The sequence below is a fragment of the Mesorhizobium sp. WSM4841 genome (assembly GCF_055811515.1).
On sequence record NZ_JBVVQC010000038.1, the window covers coordinates 46730 to 62708 of the forward strand.

The following is a 15979-nucleotide window of genomic DNA, read 5'->3' on the forward strand; positions in this document are numbered from 1 at the left end:
GAAGCGGTAACGCCGCATTTCCACCTGAGGCTCCAGAGACGCCGAACTGGGGGAGCCATGAGCAAATCACCAGCCACCCGCGAATTTGCCAGACGTGAACGGCCGCTTTCGCCGCATCTGACCGTCTATCGACCGCCGATTACGATGACGATGTCGATCATCCATCGCATCACCGGTGGGGCGCTTTATTTCGGCACGCTGCTCGTCGCGCTGTGGCTGATGGCGGCGGCGAGCTCGCAATCCACCTTCGATGCCGTCAACTGGGCCTTCGGCTCGTGGCTGGGGCGGCTGGTGCTGTTCGGCTACACCTGGGCACTGATGCACCACATGCTGGGCGGCGTGCGCCATCTTATCTGGGACACCGGGGCAGGTCTTGAAAAGGATATGGCCTCGAGGATCGCCTGGGCGACGCTGGCCGGCTCGATTGTACTGACGCTGCTGATCTGGATCGCCGGCTATATGGCGCGGGGAGCCTGATCGTGAGCCACCACAACACCGACATGCGCACGCCGCTGGCGAAAGTCCGCGGCCTCGGCTCCGCCCGCGAAGGCACGGAGCATTTCTGGCGCCAGCGCCTGACGGCGGTCGCCAACATCCCGCTGATCCTGTTTTTCGTCGGCTTCCTGATCGCGTTGAACGGCGCCGGCTATGCGGAAGTGCGCGCCGCACTTGCCAACCCGTTCGTGGCGCTGGTCCTGGCCCTGGTGCTGTTGTCCGGGCTCTATCATATGCGGCTCGGCATGCAGGCGATCATCGAGGACTATGTGCATGGCGAGGGCATGAGGCTGGCGCTGCTCGCGCTCAATACATTCTTTCCCGTAGTGGTCGGCGTCGCCTCGATCTTCGCCCTGCTCAAACTGGCATTTGGAGGCTGAGTTTTGGCCAAGGACGCGAAAAACGCCAACATGGCGTCCGCCTATACCTATGTCGACCACAAATTCGACGTGGTGGTGGTCGGCGCCGGCGGCGCCGGCCTGCGCGCCACGCTTGGCATGGCCGAACAGGGTCTGCGCACCGCCTGCATCACCAAGGTTTTCCCGACGCGGTCGCATACGGTGGCGGCGCAGGGCGGCATCGCCGCTTCGCTCGCTAATATGGGCCCCGACAACTGGCAGTGGCACCTCTTCGACACGGTCAAGGGTTCGGATTGGCTCGGTGACACCGACGCACAGGAATACATGGTGCGCGAGGCGCCGGCGGCGGTCTACGAGCTTGAGCATTACGGCGTTCCCTTCAGCCGCACGGAGGACGGGAAAATCTACCAGCGGCCGTTCGGCGGCATGATGATGAATTTCGGCGAGGGACCGCCGGTCCAGCGCACCTGTGCCGCCGCCGACCGTACCGGCCACGCCATGCTGCACACGCTCTACGGCCAATCGCTGAAGCACAATGCGCAGTTCTTCATCGAGTATTTCGCGCTCGACCTGATCATGGAGCCGGACGGCACCTGCACCGGCGTCGTCGCCTGGAACCTCGACGACGGCACCATCCACCGTTTTTCGGCAAAAATGGTGGTGCTGGCGACCGGCGGTTATGGCCGCGCCTATTTCTCGGCGACCTCGGCGCACACCTGCACCGGCGACGGCGGCGGCATGGCAGCGCGGGCCGGGCTGCCGCTGCAGGATATGGAGTTCGTGCAGTTCCACCCGACCGGCATCTACGGCGCCGGCTGCCTGATCACCGAGGGCGCGCGCGGCGAGGGCGGCTATCTCGTCAATTCCGAAGGCGAGCGCTTCATGGAACGCTACGCGCCATCGGCCAAGGACCTTGCCTCGCGCGACGTGGTCTCGCGCTGCATGACGCTGGAGATCCGCGAAGGGCGCGGCGTCGGACCGAGGAAGGACCATATTTTTCTCCACCTCGACCACCTCGATCCGGCCGTTTTGCACGAGAGACTTCCGGGGATTTCGGAGTCAGCAAAAATCTTTGCCGGCGTCGACCTGACCAAAGAGCCGATCCCGGTACTGCCGACGGTCCACTACAATATGGGCGGCGTGCCGACCAATTACTGGGGCGAGGTGCTCAACCCCACTGCCTTGAACCCGGACCAGGTGTCGCCCGGGCTGATGGCGGTCGGCGAAGCCGGCTGCGCTTCCGTGCATGGCGCCAACCGGCTGGGCTCGAATTCGCTGATCGATCTGGTGGTGTTTGGCCGCGCGGCGGCGATCCGAGCCGGCAAGGTGATCGACCGCAACGCGGCGATCCCGTCGCCCAATGAGGCCTCGGTCGAGAAGACCATGGACCGCTTCGACCGGCTGCGTCATGCCAACGGCTCGACGCCGACCGCCGTGCTGCGGGAAAAAATGCAGAAGGCGATGCAGGATGATGCGGCGGTGTTCCGCACGCAGGAATCGCTGGAAAGCGGCTGCAAGCGCATTTCGCAGATCTGGGGCGAACTCAAGGACGTAAAGGTGTTCGACCGCTCGATGATCTGGAACTCCGATCTGGTCGAGACGCTGGAATTGGAAAATCTGATGGCCAACGCCATCACCACGGTCTACGGCGCCGAAGCGCGCAAGGAGAGCCGCGGCGCGCATGCGCGGGAAGATTTTTCAGCTCGTGACGATGCGAACTGGCGCAAGCACACGCTGGCCCGGCTCAGCGAGGCCGGCGAGGTGACGCTCAGCTACCGGCCGGTGCACACCGAGCCGCTGCTTAGGGAAGCAGACGGCGGCATCAACCTAGCCAAGATCGCGCCCAAAGCGAGAGTGTATTGACGATGAGACTGCTGGCGATCTTGACACTTTCCATTGCCGTCAGCGGGTGCGCGACGTCGGCCGATACCGTCTATATCTATAGTGACGTCTACAAGTTCTCAAAGGCAGTGGACGATATTCCGGTTTGGAAGGACGCCTCCAGCGCGCAGTCGTCAAACAGGTTTTGGTTCGAGAAAGGCAACGGACCAGTTAGGTGCGTGATAGGAGACGGGAATTTGCCAGCCCGTGCCGCGAGAAGGCAAATTATAGGGAAAGCCGTGGAAGTGCGCGTATACGGCAGTTGCACGGGATTCGTAAATTCCCTCTATGTTCACGCGGAGAGATAGGGTGGCGTCGACGACAGCAGGATATTCCGGCACGCCCCTGCCGGCCAAGCTTGGCTTCAAAGACGGGATGACGGCGGCCTTCATCGCGCTGCCGGCGGAACTGGATGATCTCGCCGATGCCGTCAATTTTGCCCAGCTCGACCGGCTGGCCAAATGGTCGGCGATCTCGGGTATTCGCCGCAAATATGATGCCGTCCATGCCTTCACCCGGCAGCGCGCCGAGATCGAGGATCGCCTGAGCGATGTCGAGATGGCCGTCAAGCGCGACGGCATGGTCTGGGTCTCCTGGCCGAAGAAGGCGTCGAAAGTGCCGACCGACGTCACCGAGGACGTCATCCGCGCCGAGGCGCTGAAGCTCGATCTTGTCGACGTGAAGGTGGCTGCCGTGAACGATATCTGGTCCGGGCTGAAGCTCGTCATCCGAAAGGACCTGAGGTAATGGTCGAACTGACGCTTCCGAAAAACTCGAAGATCAACGTCGGGAAAACCTGGCCAAAGCCGGAAGGCGCGACCAATCTGCGCGAGTACCGCATCTACCGCTGGTCGCCGGACGATGACGAGAACCCGCGCATGGACACCTATTTCGTCGACATGGACGATTGCGGGCCGATGGTGCTCGACGCGCTGCTCTACATCAAGAACAAGATCGACCCGACACTGACGCTGCGCCGCTCCTGCCGCGAGGGCATTTGCGGCTCCTGCGCCATGAATATCGACGGTTCCAACACACTCGCCTGCACCAAGGGCTGCGACGACATTTCCGGCGCGATCAAGGTCTATCCGCTGCCGCACATGCAGGTGGTCAAGGATCTGGTGCCCGACCTCACCAATTTCTACGCCCAGCACGCCTCGATCGAGCCATGGCTGAAGACGGTGTCGCCAGAGCCGGCCAAGGAATGGCTGCAGAGCCATGAGGAGCGCGAAAAGCTCGACGGGCTGTATGAATGCATCCTGTGCGCCTGCTGCTCGACCTCCTGCCCGAGCTACTGGTGGAACGGCGACCGCTATCTCGGCCCGGCGACGCTGTTGCAGGCCTATCGCTGGCTGATCGATTCCCGGGACGAGGCCACGGGCGAACGGCTCGACAATCTCGAAGACCCGTTCCGGCTCTATCGCTGCCATACCATCATGAACTGCGCCCAGACCTGCCCCAAGGGTCTGAACCCGGCCAAGGCGATCGCCGAGATCAAGAAGATGATGGTGGAGAGAAGGGTGTAGCGGCGGACGGGGTTGCTGCAGGGATCATCTCGTCGGTAGTGATCCTTCGCGCCCCCCTCTGTCCTGCCGGACATCTCCCCCACAAGGAGGGAGATTGGCAGCTTCACCGACCTCGCCCCGTCTGCAATGTTGGAGATTGGCGAAAGCCGAGGTGACATCCAATCTCCCCCCAAGTGGGGGGCGCTGTCCCGCCAGCTTCAAAGGATAGCCGACCAATGACCGACACCGAACTGCCCATCCTTTCTCCCGTCGAAGCGCGCGTGCTCGGTTGCCTGATCGAAAAGAAGGAACTGACCCCCGATATCTATCCGCTGACGCTCAATGCGGCACTTGCCGCCGCCAACCAGAAGACGGCGCGCGAGCCGGTGATGTCGGTCGAGCTTGCCGAGGTGAGACGAGCGCTTGGCCAGCTTGAGCACAAGGGCCTGGTCAGGCAGGTCTTTGCCTCGCGCGTCGAGCGTTACGAGCATGTCGTCGCGCAGCGCTTTTCGCTGACCTCGGCGCAGATTGCGCTGCTTGGGCTGCTGTTGTTGCGCGGTCCGCAGACCGCGCATGAATTGCTGGCGCGGAGCGAGCGCATGGCGCGGCTACCCTCCATCGACGAGCTTCGCAGCAATCTCGACCTGCTGATCGGCCGCAAGCCGCCGCTCGTCCAGCAGATCGATCGTGGACCCGGCCAGCGTGAGGACCGCTATGTGCATCTCTTGGGCGGGCCGGTGCAGACGCCAGCGGTGGCTGCAACGCCCCTGCAATCACCGTCGCCGGCTTCGGACCTCGAAGCGCGCGTGCAGGCTCTTGAGGAAGAGGTCGCACAATTGCGCGCACGAATTGTCGCGCTGACCGGCGAAGGAAGCTAACGACCTTTGAGGCGTCGGATGGACAGCACCCCGTCTGTCCTGCAGGACAGAGGGGGTGTGAAGGATCACCGACGCCCCACAAATGAAAACGCCAGCCCTGGAGCCGGCGTTTATCACCTCATGCCATCTGCTCAGCCGAGCTTGGCGTCGAGCGAAACCTTGATGGCGCCGAGCGCCTTCGAAACCGGACACCCGGCCTTGGCCTGTTCGGCCAGCTCCTGGAATTTCGCGGCATCGATGCCCGGCACCTTGCCGACCAGCGTGAGCGCGCTGCCGGTGATGCCGGTGCCTGGAACCAGCGTCACCACGGCCTTGGCGTCGAGTTCGGTGGCGGGGGTGCCGTTCTCGGCCAGGACATGCGAAAGCTGCATGGCAAAGCAACCGGCATGCGCCGCCGCGATCAGTTCCTCCGGATTGGTGCCGGATTTGCCGCTCTCGTCCTCGAAGCGCATCTTGAACGAGTAAGGCGTGCCTTTCAGAGTCCCGCTCTGCGTGTCGAGCGTGCCCTTGCCCTCTTTCAGATTGCCTTTCCAGATGGCGTTTGCGGTGCGGTCCATGAATTCCTCCTTGATTGTGGTGGCTGAGCCCGTGATCGGCGTCCGATCGACTATAGTGCGCGCGGGCACGAAGGCCACCCGTGCTTTCGCGCCAATGGCGACGCGTTAAAAAAATCCACGTGCAAAAATGTCGACTTCCATCCGCCTCGGCCGTCCTGCGGGCGGCCCCTGATTTCGTGGCCGGATGGAGGATCACATGAATAGTCTGTTTTCTGCTCACTGGAGGCACACCGGCCGAAAGGCGGCTGAACAAGAAGCCGACTGGTTGCATCGCCCACCTTCCGGTTTCGGTCGACTGCTTGTGGCAGTCGCCATCATCGGGGTTGCGGTGTCCCTTGTCGATCATGCGGCGCTCAAAAGCCCGGCTGAGACCTTGGTTGCCAACGGTTCGTCACAACAAGGAAGATGAGAGATGAAATACGTTTGCCTGGTCTATGGTGAGGAAAAAGACCTTTATGCAATGAGCCCGGAGAGGCTGGCCAAGCTCGACGCCGACTCGCTGGCCTACGACAAATCGGTAGAGCAAAGCGGTCGGCTGGTCATCGCGCAAGCGCTGCAGTCGGTGAAGACCGCGAAAACCGTGCGCCGGCGCAAGGGCAAGCGACTGATTACAGACGGCCCCTTCGCCGAGACCAAGGAGCAATTGCTCGGCTTCGTCATGATCGAGGCCGGGGAAATCGACGAGGCGCTGGAGATTGCCGGCGGCATCCCGCTGGCCGAAATCGGCACGATCGAGGTCAGGGCGATCTACGACGTGCCGGGGTCCTAGCGATTATTCTGTTTTGCGTCCGGCTGAATCAAATTTCTTCAGCGGGCGCAACTTTTGCGTGTTGAAGCGAGGCAGCACTTCTCCTATCGTCGCTGCGGTTTGGGGATCACGGGCATGCATATACTGATTGCTGCAATTGGGCTGTTGGGAGCGGCGGCGTTCTGGTGGTATCGGATGAGGGCCATGAACGATGCGGCGCGCGAGGTCGCGGACGTCGTCGGGCGTGTGCAAGGGAACATTCGCCGCAAGAGACTGCGCAAGCAGGCAGCGCTCTCACCGCTGACGGCGATCGACGATCCGGTCGTGGCGGCCGCGACGCTGATCACCGCCATCGTTTCCGAGAACGGCCCTGTCCTGCCGCAGCGCGAAGCCGCGATTCGGTCGATGATTTCGGAGATTGCGGACGACAAGAAGACCGATGAGGCCGTGGTCTACGCCAAATGGGCGGCGTCACAGATCGACGATGCCACGATCGTCATCGACAAGCTGGCGCCGTTCCTGCGCGAACGTCTGGATGTGACTGAGCGAAACGATTTGCTGCAGATGGTGAACCGCGCGGCGCAGGCTGGTGAGCAGCCCCTGAAGATATCCGACCAGCGGGTACTGCGGCTGCGGCAGAAGCTGGGCTTCGAGGTCAACTGAACGAAATTGCCTGACGCTCAATATTGGTTTGCCGCCCTTCCGGGTTCAGATCGCCTCGCCCTTGAGCAGTTTCGGCGTGTCGCCGGACAGTCCGGACGCCTGGCGAATGAAGAAATCCTTCAAGCGCGGCATGCGTTCGACGAGGCCGAGGCCGATGTCGCGGACGGCCCGCAACGGGCCGATGTCGTTGGAAAACAGCCGGTTCAGGACATCGGTGGTGATGCCCATCTGCAGCGTGTCGAAACGCCGCCACTGCTGGTAGCGCTCGAGCACGTCGAGCGCGCCGATATCCTGGCCGAGCCGGTCGGCCTCGACCACCACCTCGGCAAGAGCCGCCACATCCTTGAAGCCGAGATTCAGGCCCTGGCCGGCGATCGGGTGGATGCCGTGGGCGGCGTCGCCGGCGAGGGCAATGCGCGGCGCGACGAAGGCGCGGGCAAGCGTCAGGCCGAGCGGCCAGGCGCGTGGCCTGTCGGCGACGTGAATTTCGCCGAGCTTCAGGCCAAACCGCTGTTCCAGCTCGTGCTCGAAGACGAGGTCGTCGCTGTCGACCAGTTTTTCGGCATCTTCCGACCGCTCGACCCAGACGATCGACGAGCGGTTGGTCCCGTCCGTGTCCGGCTTGAGCGGCAGCGTGGCAAACGGGCCGGCTGGCAGAAAATGCTCTTCGGCGCGACCATTGTGCGGCCGTTCATGCGCCACGGTGCAGACGATGCCGGACTGGCCGTACTCCCATTTCACCGTCTTGATGCCGGCCATGTCGCGCAGCTTCGAGTTGACGCCGTCGGCGGCGACCAGCAGCCGCGCCTTCAGCGTCGCGCCGTCGGCAAGATGCACGGTGATGCCGGCGCCGTTCACGTCGAAGGCACTGACTGCGACGCCTTCGATGATGTCGATGCCGAGTTTTTCAGCGCGCCGGCGCAAGGCGCCATTCAAATCCCTGTTGGCGACCATATGCGCAAAGGCTTCGCCGGGCGCGACCTCGCCATCGAAAGTGAGAAACACCGGGCGCACCGGATCGGAAGTGCGCGAATCGGTGACGATCATCTCGGTGATCGCCTGCGCCTCGGGTGCGATTTCGGCCCAGACGCCGAGCTGGTCGAGCATGCGGCAAGCGGCAGCGGCGATGGCCGAGGCGCGGCCGTCCTTTTGCCAGACACCGGCGGGCGCGGCGTCGACGACAGCGACCGCCAGGCTTGGTCGTGCCTGTTTCAGCGATACCGCGGCGGCAAGGCCGACATAGCCGGCGCCGGCGACCAAGATATCGAGCGAGGTTCGGTTTTTTGCATCCGCCTTGCGGTCCACCATGGCAATTCCTTTCCGGCCAAAATTCCCTTCCGGCCTTGACTGCCCGTCATTCCTGTCGGAAAGCAATAACACTTCTACGGCGAGGGCGCGAAACATGACGGCGGCCATGGACGAGCTTCTCGGCATTCTCGACCTCGAGCAGCTGGAACACAACCTGTACCGAGGTCGCAGCCCCAAACTCGACTGGCAGCGTGTCTTCGGTGGCCAGACCATCGCCCAGGCGCTGGTCGCCGCCCAGCGAACGGTGGAGCCCGAACGCCACGTGCATTCGCTGCACGGCTATTTCATGCGGCCCGGCGACACCAAGGTGCCGATCATCTACCAGGTCGACCGCATCCGCGACGGCGGCTCCTTCACCACGCGCCGTGTCGTGGCTGTCCAGCACGGCCAGGCGATCTTTTCGCTGGAAGCCTCGTTCCAGCAGGAAGAGGTCGGGCTCGAGCATCAGGTGCCGATGCCGCAGGACGTGCCGGCGCCCGACACATTGCTGTCGCAGCGCGAACTGATTGGCAAGTTCGGCGAGGCCGTGCCCGACGGCATCAGGCGCTACTGGGAGCGTGACCGGCCGATCGAGATGAAGCCGGTGATGCTGGAGCATTACACCAGCCGGGAAAAGCTGGAGCCGAAGCAGAACATCTGGATCCGCACGACCGGCCCGGTTCCGGCCGATCGCGCTACGCAGGCGGCAGTGCTTGCCTATCTTTCCGACATGACGCTGCTCGATACCTCGACCTTTGCGCATGGCCGCGCCATTTTTGATAGCGACATCCAGGCGGCGAGCCTCGATCATGCCATGTGGTTCCACCGCAGCCATCCGCTCGACGACTGGATGCTCTACACGCAGGACAGCCCGTCGACGCAGGGGTCGCGGGGGTTCACCCGCGGGTCGCTGTTTGCCCGCGACGGCACGCTGATCGCCTCGGTTGCCCAGGAAGGCCTGATCAGGCTGAAGCGGCCGCCCGCCGAATAGGCATTTTTGCAAAATTGCCTATTTTTTAATCAGCTGCGCTGCTGCGACTATGAACAGTCAGCCGACAAACCTTCCCCAATTCCTTATTTAACAACAGGTTAACACCCTGCTTCGGCAATTGGCACGGAGCTTGAATCCTAGCGGGCACTCTCCGGCTCTCATGGGGATCGGCGAAGTCGTACAAACGCGGGGACCCGCAACAGCAAAGGGTGAAACCTTATGAAAATCGTGATGGCAATCATCAAGCCGTTCAAGCTCGACGAGGTGCGCGAAGCGCTCACCGCAGTCGGCATCCAGGGCCTGACCGTCACCGAAGTCAAAGGCTACGGGCGGCAGAAGGGACACACGGAAATCTATCGCGGGGCGGAATACGCGGTCAGCTTCCTGCCGAAGATCAAGATCGAAGTCGCGGTCGGCCTGGACATGGTCGACAAGGCCGTCGAAGCCATCACCGCGGCGGCCAAGACCGGTCAGATCGGCGACGGCAAGATCTTCGTTTTCGGCATCGACCAGGCGGTGCGCATTCGCACCGGCGAAACAGACACCGACGCGCTTTGAGCTGCGGACACGTATTCCAATGGAGAGTTCAATGAATATTCCTTCTACTTTGAAGTCGGCGGCGCGCACCGCGCTGCTGGGCTCGCTCGCTATCGCAGCACTGGGCACGGTCGCCGCATTCGCGCAGGAAGCGGCGCCGGCCGCACCGGCAGCGCCAGCCGCGCCGGCCTTTACCGTCGACAAGGGCGACACGACGTGGATGATGATTTCCACCATCCTGGTGCTGTTGATGACCATTCCCGGCCTTGCCCTTTTCTACGGCGGCCTGGTTCGCGCCAAAAATATGCTGTCGGTGCTGATGCAGGTCTTCACCATCACCAGCGTGGTCATGATCGTCTGGGTTTTCTACGGCTACAGCCTTGCCTTCACCCCAGGCAATGCCTTCGTCGGCGGCCTTTCCAAGATGTTTCTTGCCGGGGTCGACGTGACGACGGTGTCGGAAACCTTCACCAAGGGCGTCGCCATTCCTGAACTGGTGTTCGTCCTCTTCCAGATGACTTTCGCCTGCATCACGCCCGCCCTGATCGTCGGCGCCTTCGCCGAACGCGTCAAGTTCTCCGCCGTGATCCTTTTCACCATCCTCTGGGTCACATTCGTCTACTTCCCGATCGCGCATATGGTCTGGTTCTGGGGTGGCCCGAGCGCTTATAGCGACCCGTCGGGGCTCATCTTCGGCTTCGGCGCCATCGACTTCGCCGGCGGCACCGTCGTTCACATCAATGCGGGCATCGCCGGCCTTGTCGGGGCGCTCATGATCGGCAAGCGCATTGGCTACAACAAGGACGTCATGGCGCCGCACTCCATGACGCTGACCATGGTCGGCGCTTCGCTGCTGTGGGTCGGCTGGTTCGGCTTCAACGCCGGTTCGAACCTCGAAGCCAACGCCTATGCGGTGCTGGCCATGGTCAACACCTTCGTCGCCACGGCGGCGGCGGCAGTGACCTGGATCGTGCTTGAAACGCTGCTGCGCGGCAAGGCGTCCATGCTTGGTGCGGTTTCGGGCGCTGTTACCGGCCTTGTCGCCGTCACGCCCGCCGCCGGTTTTGCCGGACCGATGGGCGCCATCGTGCTCGGCATCGTCGCCACCTGTGTCTGCTACTTCTTCGTCTCAGTAGTGAAGAACAAGTTCGGCTACGACGACAGCCTCGATGTCTTCGGCATTCACTGCATCGGCGGCATCATCGGCGCACTCGGCACCGGCATCCTGGTCAATCCCGCTCTCGGCGGCGCTGGCATCGTCGATTATTCGACAGCCGACTTCGCCGCCGTCTATGCCGGCACGGCGACCCAGCTGTGGTCGCAGTTCAAGGGTGTCCTGGTAACCGTGCTGTGGTCGGGTATCGGCAGCGCCATCCTCTACAAGATCGTCGATATGATCGTAGGCTTGCGCCCGACAGCCGATGCAGAGCGTGAAGGGCTCGACCTCACCGCGCATGGCGAAGCGGCCTATCACCCGTAAGTCATGTCTGGGGCGGCCCTGGCCGCTCCGCATTCTCCCATCCCGTCGTGACGCCTGCAAGGGCTCACGCATTGAGGCCCGGACCCGTTCCGGGCCTCCTTTTGTTGTGGGACGCCGTGCCGGTGGCAGTTCAGGCTCGATCACAATCGTTTGATCGGGCGCTTGATGTCCTTGGTCGATGAAACATCGGCCGTGCTGGCTCCGAACTGTGTTGGCGATCGTCGTTTGGGCGCTCGTGAAAACAACAGGGAAGGAAACCAGTCATGAACATCAAGAACGCCTGCCTCGGAGCGCTTGCTCTTTCCATGATCAGCGGAGCGGCAATTGCCGGCGCTCTCGACTCACCCGACAACATGGCGCCGTTCTACACAGACTCCAGCATGAAGACCATGAAGCCGAAGGAGGAGTTCAAGACCACCTTCATGTCGATGCCGAAGGAAAAGCAGGAAGCCATGAAGAAAGAATGCAATGACGCGGCGATGAGCAAGCCGTATGCCGAGTTCTGTGCGAACGTCCAGGCGCTCGGCGGCGCCAACTAGCGCATGACCCCGAACGCATGACCCGAACTTGGGTTCGGAAAGGATCATGCTCCAATCAAATTAGTGTTAGGGCGGCCGTCTAATAGGACGCGCGGTCGCTCTAAGGTCTGGTGATCAGGCTGAGCCCTGATCGACCTGCCGATCCAAAATGATGGCGAGCCAGCGTGCCCGCCATTTCTGTGACCGCTTTTCCACCCGGGAGATGCCGGCACGCGCCCATGGTTAATGCGGCCTTAACCTTCCCGCCGATACTCTGGCATCCGAATCTGCCGGAGTGCGTCATGCGCCCGGCCAGTCCATGACAGACGGGGAACGACGAATGCGTTCAGGGGCTTCAGCACCGCTCGCGCTGGCCGATACGGGGTACGGCATCCGGGCGTTCGCGCGGCGTCAGGTCGGCCGGCTGGTCGGCGCCGGCCTGTTTGCGCTGGTCGCCTTCGGTATCGCCAGCCTCGCCACCTGGAACGTGGCCGACCCAAGCTTCTCCCACGCCACCGATAACATCGTCACCAACGCCATGGGCTATGTGGGCGCTGTCTTCTCCGACCTTGCCATGCAGTTCTTCGGCCTTGCTGCCGTCGCGGCCCTGGTGCCGGCGGTGGTCTGGGGATTTCTGCTGTTTTCGGCGCGCGGCGTCGACAGGCTGCCGAAGCGCGGGCTCGCCTGGTTCGGCTACGCGGTGCTTGCCGCGGCCATCGCCGGCTGCGTGGTGCCGCCGAAGACCTGGCCGCTGCCGACCGGTCTCGGCGGCGTGTTCGGCGACATGGTGCTCCAGATTCCCGGTCTCGTCGTCGGCGGCTACCCGACAGGTCTCATCGCCAGCGTGCTCGCCGTGCTTCTCGCCGCCCCGGCACTGTGGCTGTTTGCCTATGGCTCGGCGCTGATTGCGCGCCAGAACGGTTTCGCCGTCCTGGAGCAACCGGCTGCACCGGATCCGAGGGACCAGGACGACCTGCTTTTCGACAATGACGAGGACGAAGGCGACGAGGGCATTCTGGCGCTTGGCGCGATCACGCATTGGTGGCTGTCGTTGCGTGCCTATCTCCGCCGCCGCGCCGCGCGCCGCCGGGAACGCGACGATTTCGAACCGGAGATGGAACCGCGCGCCAGCGCCTGGCGCCGCGCTGCCGAGAGGGTCGAATCGGCCGAGTTCGCCGAAGCGCGGATGAGCCCCGATGGCCGCGCCCGCGTCGAGCCGGAATTCTTCGCCGCCATGGTCAACGACCGCAGCGCCTCGCTCGATCCCGACGACGCCGATGTTTTTGACGATGACGACGACATGGATTTTGCGCCGGAGCCCGTGGGCCAGCGCAGCACTGCGCCCAATGCGAAGGTGCAGCCGTTCCGCTCCGATGCGGCCACACGCGTCGCGGCGCCGGCGCCCCGACCCGTTCCGGGCGCTCGTGTCCAGCGCGAAGCCCAGACCTCGCTGATCGGCTCCGAACAATTCGAAATGCCGTCGCTGCATTTCCTGTCCGAACCGAAGAACGTCGTGCGCGACGCCAGCCTGTCCAAGGACGCGCTCGAGCAGAATGCCCGTCTGCTCGAGGGCGTGCTGGAGGATTTCGGCGTCAAGGGCGAGATCATCCATGTCCGCCCCGGCCCGGTCGTCACGCTTTACGAGCTGGAGCCGGCGCCCGGCATCAAATCGTCGCGGGTCATCGGCCTGTCCGACGACATCGCCCGCTCGATGAGCGCGATCGCCTGCCGCGTCGCGGTGGTGCCCGGCCGCAACGCCATCGGCATCGAGCTGCCGAACGCCAAGCGCGAGACCGTCTATCTCAGGGAAATCATGGCCAGCCGCGATTTCGAGACCACCAAGGCCAAGCTGGCGCTGGCGCTCGGCAAAACCATCAATGGCGAGGCGGTCATCGTCGACATCGCCAAGATGCCGCACGTGCTGGTCGCCGGCACCACCGGTTCGGGCAAGTCTGTCGCCATCAACACCATGATCCTGTCGCTGCTCTACCGGCTGACGCCGCAGGACTGCCGACTGATCATGATCGACCCGAAAATGCTGGAGCTCTCGGTCTATGACGGCATCCCGCATCTTCTGACGCCTGTCGTCACCGACCCGAAGAAGGCGGTAGTGGCGCTGAAATGGACCGTGCGCGAGATGGAGGACCGCTACCGCAAGATGTCCAAGGTCGGCGTACGCAACATCGACGGTTTCAACGCGCGGGTGCAGCAGGCGGAGAAGAAAGGCGAGAAAATCTCGCGCACCGTGCAGACCGGCTTCGACCGCCAGACCGGCGAAGCGGTCTACGAGACCGAAAACCTCGATCTCGAGCCGATGCCCTACATCGTCGTCATTATCGACGAGATGGCCGATTTGATGATGGTCGCCGGCAAGGACATCGAAGGCGCGGTGCAGCGCCTGGCGCAGATGGCGCGCGCCGCCGGCATCCACGTCATCATGGCGACGCAGCGGCCGTCGGTCGACGTCATCACCGGCACGATCAAGGCCAACTTCCCGACCCGCATCTCCTTCCAGGTGACGTCGAAGATCGACAGCCGCACCATTCTGGGCGAGCAGGGCGCCGAACAGCTGCTTGGCATGGGCGACATGCTCTACATGGCCGGCGGCGGCCGCATCCAGCGCGTACACGGCCCCTTTGTTTCCGATGACGAGGTCGAGAAGATCGTCGCTCATCTGAAGCTGCAGGGCGTGCCGGAATATCTCGACGCCATCACCGAGGATGACGATGAGGACGACGACGAGCCGTCGGGCAAGGGGGGTTCGGGCGGTGGCGGCGGCAATTTCGAGGATTCCGACGATCCCTACGATCAGGCCGTTGCCGTGGTGCTGCGCGACGGCAAGGCCTCGACCAGCTACATCCAGCGCCGGCTCGGCATCGGCTACAACCGCGCCGCCTCGATCATCGAGAAGATGGAGAAGGAAGGCATTGTCGGCCCGGCCAACCATGCCGGAAAACGCGAGATTCTGGTGCCGACGGAGGACGACAATTTCTGATCCGCCCCGGCACCAACCGATAGGATTTTCGCGGCTGCAACCTGACGGCGGCAACTTTGAACCTTCTGGCGCGTTTGCAACGACCAAGCGCTGTTCGGCCGCCAAACTTAAGCCCAACTGGGGGGCCAAACACTGCGACAACAGATAAACCAGACGAAAGTGACCGGCATGAAAAACTCTTCTTTTGCCACGATCAGCGACTTTGCCCCGACCCGCCGCCAGCTGCTTGGCCTCGGCCTGGTCCTGGCAGGTGCTGCGGCGATCAACGTCGTGCCCGGGGTCCAGTTGCTGGCGTCGGCGCAAGCGGCGGTGCCACCCACCGCGCAGAAGATCGCCGACCATTTTTCCTCGGTCAAATCGATGGCCGGCGAATTCGTGCAGTTCGGACCCAAGGGCGAGCAGACCGGCGGCAAGTTCTTTCTGGAACGGCCGGGCAAGATCCGCTTCAACTATGACGGGACGTCGAATTTCAGGGTGATTTCCGACGGCAAGTCGGTGGTCATCCTCAACAAGCGGCTGAAAACGTCCGATCTCTACCCGTTGTCGAAAACGCCGCTCAAGCTGCTCCTCGACAACAAGATCGATCTCTCCGGCGGCCGCGTCAAAAGCGTCAAGGAAGAGAACGACGTCACCACCATCCAACTCGCCGACAAATCGGTGTTCGGCAGTTCGAAGATCACCATGATGTTCGATCCGAAAACCTACGAATTGCGCCAATGGACGATCACCGATGCGCAAGGCAAGGACACGACGGTGATGATCTTCAACGTCAGGGAAGGCGTAAGCTTCGCCCCCGACACCTTTGCCATCGACTATACGGCGAACCGCGAGCTGAACACCAAGTCGCGGTAGGATCCGCTCTTATTCAGGTGAGGCCGGCCTGCGAATGGCGGGTTCCTGCGCTTCCGGTGCTCACGTACTTTAAGTACGCTCCGCTCCGGTTCTCGGAACCCACCATTCTCGACTCGGCCTGACCTGAATCTCAGCGAACCCTGGTGCCAGCCCGGGCCGCACGGTGACCGACAGATGCCGGCAGTCCTCGATCTCGCAGAAGCGGCGCTTTTCGACCACTTCGAGCGGCCGGC

At 63.0% G+C, this 15979-nt stretch carries 17 protein-coding genes and 1 pseudogene; 15 read left to right on the top strand and 3 right to left on the bottom strand.

The annotated features are described in order from the left end of the window. Window positions 1-57 precede the first annotated feature (57 nt). The 6 genes from sdhC (at window position 58) to AC0L14_RS30270 (ending at window position 5118) form a co-directional block, all read left to right on the top strand. Entirely contained in the window at window positions 58-477 is a 420-nt protein-coding gene (gene sdhC, locus AC0L14_RS30245) for a succinate dehydrogenase, cytochrome b556 subunit (protein ID WP_473525853.1), read from the top strand. Window positions 478-500: 23 nt separating this feature from the next. Then, window positions 501-875, top strand: coding sequence for a succinate dehydrogenase, hydrophobic membrane anchor protein (gene sdhD / locus AC0L14_RS30250; RefSeq protein WP_473486012.1), 375 nt, complete (start codon window positions 501-503; stop codon window positions 873-875). A 3-nt stretch (window positions 876-878) separates the two neighbouring features. Next, a complete protein-coding gene (gene sdhA, locus AC0L14_RS30255; protein ID WP_473751687.1) occupies window positions 879-2717 on the top strand; it encodes a succinate dehydrogenase flavoprotein subunit in 1839 nt (612 codons plus the stop codon). Window positions 2718-3023: 306 nt separating this feature from the next. Next, entirely contained in the window at window positions 3024-3482 is a 459-nt protein-coding gene (locus AC0L14_RS30260) for a DUF3052 domain-containing protein (RefSeq protein WP_473751689.1), read from the top strand. Next, window positions 3482-4261: a succinate dehydrogenase iron-sulfur subunit gene (locus AC0L14_RS30265; RefSeq protein ID WP_473751690.1), complete on the top strand. Its 780-nt coding sequence runs from the start codon at window positions 3482-3484 to the stop codon at window positions 4259-4261. The genes AC0L14_RS30260 and AC0L14_RS30265 overlap by 1 nt, the downstream gene beginning before the upstream one ends. 215 nt (window positions 4262-4476) lie before the next feature. Next, window positions 4477-5118, top strand: a complete 642-nt coding sequence (locus AC0L14_RS30270) for a YceH family protein (protein ID WP_473751691.1) — start codon at window positions 4477-4479, stop codon at window positions 5116-5118. A gap of 131 nt (window positions 5119-5249) precedes the next feature. Here the strand turns inward: AC0L14_RS30270 and AC0L14_RS30275 are convergent, their stop codons facing one another. Beyond that, window positions 5250-5675, bottom strand: a complete 426-nt coding sequence (locus AC0L14_RS30275) for an OsmC family protein (protein WP_473751693.1) — start codon at window positions 5673-5675, stop codon at window positions 5250-5252. A 196-nt stretch (window positions 5676-5871) separates the two neighbouring features. On the opposite strand from AC0L14_RS30275, the gene AC0L14_RS30280 reads away from it, so the two are divergent. From AC0L14_RS30280 to AC0L14_RS30290, 3 genes are all read left to right on the top strand, one after another. Next, the gene (locus tag AC0L14_RS30280) at window positions 5872-6084 is read left to right on the top strand and encodes a hypothetical protein (protein WP_473751694.1); all 213 of its coding nucleotides are present in this window, start codon (window positions 5872-5874) and stop codon (window positions 6082-6084) included. Between the two features lie 3 nt (window positions 6085-6087). Next, the gene (locus tag AC0L14_RS30285; protein WP_473751695.1) at window positions 6088-6444 is read left to right on the top strand and encodes a YciI family protein; all 357 of its coding nucleotides are present in this window, start codon (window positions 6088-6090) and stop codon (window positions 6442-6444) included. Between the two features lie 114 nt (window positions 6445-6558). After that, window positions 6559-7086 carry a hypothetical protein gene (locus tag AC0L14_RS30290; RefSeq protein ID WP_473751698.1) on the top strand — a complete coding sequence of 176 codons (528 nt, stop codon included), beginning with the start codon at window positions 6559-6561 and terminating at the stop codon, window positions 7084-7086. Between the two features lie 45 nt (window positions 7087-7131). On the opposite strand, the gene AC0L14_RS30295 is transcribed toward AC0L14_RS30290, so the two are convergent. Further along, a complete protein-coding gene (locus AC0L14_RS30295) occupies window positions 7132-8394 on the bottom strand; it encodes a ubiquinone biosynthesis hydroxylase (RefSeq protein WP_473751700.1) in 1263 nt (420 codons plus the stop codon). A gap of 94 nt (window positions 8395-8488) precedes the next feature. Here AC0L14_RS30295 and tesB point away from each other — a divergent pair, with 94 nt between their 5' ends. The 6 genes from tesB to AC0L14_RS30325 all read left to right on the top strand — a co-directional run bounded on the left by tesB (window position 8489) and on the right by AC0L14_RS30325 (window position 15746). Continuing rightward, a complete protein-coding gene (tesB, locus tag AC0L14_RS30300; protein WP_123148825.1) occupies window positions 8489-9364 on the top strand; it encodes an acyl-CoA thioesterase II in 876 nt (291 codons plus the stop codon). Window positions 9365-9583: 219 nt separating this feature from the next. After that, window positions 9584-9922, top strand: coding sequence for a P-II family nitrogen regulator (locus tag AC0L14_RS30305; protein ID WP_023800571.1), 339 nt, complete (start codon window positions 9584-9586; stop codon window positions 9920-9922). A 31-nt stretch (window positions 9923-9953) separates the two neighbouring features. Beyond that, window positions 9954-11381, top strand: coding sequence for an ammonium transporter (locus tag AC0L14_RS30310; protein WP_473751696.1), 1428 nt, complete (start codon window positions 9954-9956; stop codon window positions 11379-11381). A gap of 263 nt (window positions 11382-11644) precedes the next feature. Next, the gene (locus tag AC0L14_RS30315; protein WP_473751697.1) at window positions 11645-11920 is read left to right on the top strand and encodes a hypothetical protein; all 276 of its coding nucleotides are present in this window, start codon (window positions 11645-11647) and stop codon (window positions 11918-11920) included. 319 nt (window positions 11921-12239) lie between these two features. Next, the gene (locus tag AC0L14_RS30320; protein WP_473485913.1) at window positions 12240-14894 is read left to right on the top strand and encodes an FtsK/SpoIIIE family DNA translocase; all 2655 of its coding nucleotides are present in this window, start codon (window positions 12240-12242) and stop codon (window positions 14892-14894) included. 168 nt (window positions 14895-15062) lie between these two features. Then, the gene (locus AC0L14_RS30325) at window positions 15063-15746 is read left to right on the top strand and encodes an outer membrane lipoprotein carrier protein LolA (RefSeq protein ID WP_473485912.1); all 684 of its coding nucleotides are present in this window, start codon (window positions 15063-15065) and stop codon (window positions 15744-15746) included. Window positions 15747-15896: 150 nt separating this feature from the next. On the opposite strand, the pseudogene AC0L14_RS30330 reads toward AC0L14_RS30325, so the two are convergent. Beyond that, window positions 15897-15979, bottom strand: a pseudogene (locus AC0L14_RS30330) (exodeoxyribonuclease III); the annotation flags it as partial.

What these genes read in the sequence shown, in the direction of transcription:
- AC0L14_RS30325 (WP_473485912.1), top strand. Translation starts at nt 15,063, where the DNA reads ATGAAAAACTCTTCTTTTGCCACGATCAGCGACTTTGCCCCGACCCGC.
- AC0L14_RS30310 (WP_473751696.1), top strand. Translation starts at nt 9,954, where the DNA reads ATGAATATTCCTTCTACTTTGAAGTCGGCGGCGCGCACCGCGCTGCTG.
- AC0L14_RS30275 (WP_473751693.1), bottom strand. Translation starts at nt 5,675, where the DNA reads ATGGACCGCACCGCAAACGCCATCTGGAAAGGCAATCTGAAAGAGGGC.
- AC0L14_RS30320 (WP_473485913.1), top strand. Translation starts at nt 12,240, where the DNA reads ATGCGTTCAGGGGCTTCAGCACCGCTCGCGCTGGCCGATACGGGGTAC.
- AC0L14_RS30265 (WP_473751690.1), top strand. Translation starts at nt 3,482, where the DNA reads ATGGTCGAACTGACGCTTCCGAAAAACTCGAAGATCAACGTCGGGAAA.
- sdhD (WP_473486012.1), top strand. Translation starts at nt 501, where the DNA reads ATGCGCACGCCGCTGGCGAAAGTCCGCGGCCTCGGCTCCGCCCGCGAA.
- sdhC (WP_473525853.1), top strand. Translation starts at nt 58, where the DNA reads ATGAGCAAATCACCAGCCACCCGCGAATTTGCCAGACGTGAACGGCCG.
- AC0L14_RS30305 (WP_023800571.1), top strand. Translation starts at nt 9,584, where the DNA reads ATGAAAATCGTGATGGCAATCATCAAGCCGTTCAAGCTCGACGAGGTG.
- AC0L14_RS30260 (WP_473751689.1), top strand. Translation starts at nt 3,024, where the DNA reads ATGTTCACGCGGAGAGATAGGGTGGCGTCGACGACAGCAGGATATTCC.
- AC0L14_RS30315 (WP_473751697.1), top strand. Translation starts at nt 11,645, where the DNA reads ATGAACATCAAGAACGCCTGCCTCGGAGCGCTTGCTCTTTCCATGATC.
- AC0L14_RS30280 (WP_473751694.1), top strand. Translation starts at nt 5,872, where the DNA reads ATGAATAGTCTGTTTTCTGCTCACTGGAGGCACACCGGCCGAAAGGCG.
- tesB (WP_123148825.1), top strand. Translation starts at nt 8,489, where the DNA reads ATGACGGCGGCCATGGACGAGCTTCTCGGCATTCTCGACCTCGAGCAG.
- AC0L14_RS30270 (WP_473751691.1), top strand. Translation starts at nt 4,477, where the DNA reads ATGACCGACACCGAACTGCCCATCCTTTCTCCCGTCGAAGCGCGCGTG.
- AC0L14_RS30290 (WP_473751698.1), top strand. Translation starts at nt 6,559, where the DNA reads ATGCATATACTGATTGCTGCAATTGGGCTGTTGGGAGCGGCGGCGTTC.
- AC0L14_RS30285 (WP_473751695.1), top strand. Translation starts at nt 6,088, where the DNA reads ATGAAATACGTTTGCCTGGTCTATGGTGAGGAAAAAGACCTTTATGCA.
- AC0L14_RS30295 (WP_473751700.1), bottom strand. Translation starts at nt 8,394, where the DNA reads ATGGTGGACCGCAAGGCGGATGCAAAAAACCGAACCTCGCTCGATATC.